The sequence below is a fragment of the Streptomyces sp. SID3343 genome (genome assembly GCF_009865215.1).
GTDB lineage: Bacteria > Actinomycetota > Actinomycetes > Streptomycetales > Streptomycetaceae > Embleya.
Genome location: NZ_WWJX01000934.1, coordinates 1 through 1,359, shown reverse-complemented (window position 1 = coordinate 1,359; position 1,359 = coordinate 1). Strand labels below are relative to the sequence as shown.

The following is a 1,359-nucleotide window of genomic DNA, read 5'->3' as shown; positions in this document are numbered from 1 at the left end:
CTCCCATCCCTCCCGTCCCCTTCGCCTCTTCCGGCTCCGGACGGTGCGATCCGAGGCGCCGGCTTCGCGGCTTCGCCCGCCGCTCGGTCGGGGGCGTTGCCGTTGGGGATTCTCACCGGACTCGTGTGTGCCCTGCTCGCGTGGCGGATCGGGCCCGGGCTGGACCTGCTCGCGTTCCTCGGCCTCGCGGTCGCGGGTGTCGTGCTCGCCGTCGTGGACGTGCGCACGCTGCGGCTGCCCGATCCGGTTCTGCTGGTCACGCTGTTCACCGGGATGACCCTGCTCGGCATGGAGTCGCTCGCGCTCGGCGATTTCGCGCCCTACCGGCGCGCGCTGTTCGGCGGGGCCACGCTCGCGGGCTACCACCTGTGCCTGGCCACGCTCTCGCGCGGCAGTCTGGGGATGGGCGACGTCAAACTCGCGGGCGTGGTCGGCCTGCACCTGACCTGGCTGGGTTGGGGCGTGTTGTTCACCGGCGTGCTCTTGGCGTTCGTGCTCGCCGGACTCGCGGCCGGCGTGCTGGTGCTCGCGGGGCGCGCGGGGCGGGGCACCCGGCTGCCGTTCGGTCCGTGGCTGTTGCTCGGGGCCCTCGGCGGCGTGCTGTGCGGCGAGGAACTGTCGGGGGCGCATCTCGGTTGGTGAGACGATGGAGGTCCGGGGGCCCTTGTCCGGCAGGTGGACGCGGCGAGGAAGCCCGCCGGCGGGCATGAAAGGATTCGCGCGGACATATCCCGGGCGATCGCGGAAGACCGCACCGTTTCCGGGACGCGATACGAGGAAGCGCAAGAAGGAGCACTCGTGGGCAACCTACGCTGGCTGACCGCTGGGGAGTCGCACGGCCCCGCACTCGTCGCCACCCTCGAAGGGCTGCCCGCGGGCGTGCCCGTCACCTCCGACGTCGTCGCCGACGCGCTCGCGCGGCGCCGGCTCGGCTACGGGCGCGGCGCGCGGATGAAGTTCGAGCGCGACGAGGTCACCTTCCTCGGCGGGGTACGACACGGCCTCACCCAGGGCGGCCCGGTCGCGGTCATGGTCGGCAACACCGAGTGGCCCAAGTGGGAGACCGTGATGGCGGCCGACCCGGTCGACCCCGACACGCTCGCCGCACAGGCCCGCAACGCCGCGCTGACCCGGCCCCGCCCCGGCCACGCCGACCTCGCCGGCATGCAGAAGTACGGCTTCGACGAGGCCCGACCGATCCTGGAGCGGGCCAGCGCCCGCGAGACGGCGGCCCGCGTCGCGCTCGGCGCGATCGCGGCCTCGTTCATCAAGGAGGTCGCCGGCGTGCGCATCGTCAGCCACGTCGTCGAGTTCGGCGCGGCCAAGGCGCCCAGCGGCGTACTGCCGGGCCCCGACGAC

At 73.7% G+C, this 1,359-nt stretch carries 2 protein-coding genes; both read left to right on the top strand.

What is annotated here, in order from left to right; genetic code table 11:
* The coding region (locus GT354_RS29105; protein WP_237535564.1) for an A24 family peptidase at positions 1–642 on the top strand (642 nt) is incomplete at its 5' end.
* A gap of 156 nt (positions 643–798) precedes the next feature.
* Positions 799–1,359: chorismate synthase (locus GT354_RS29100; protein ID WP_161359353.1), on the top strand; the 561-nt coding region annotated here is incomplete at its 3' end.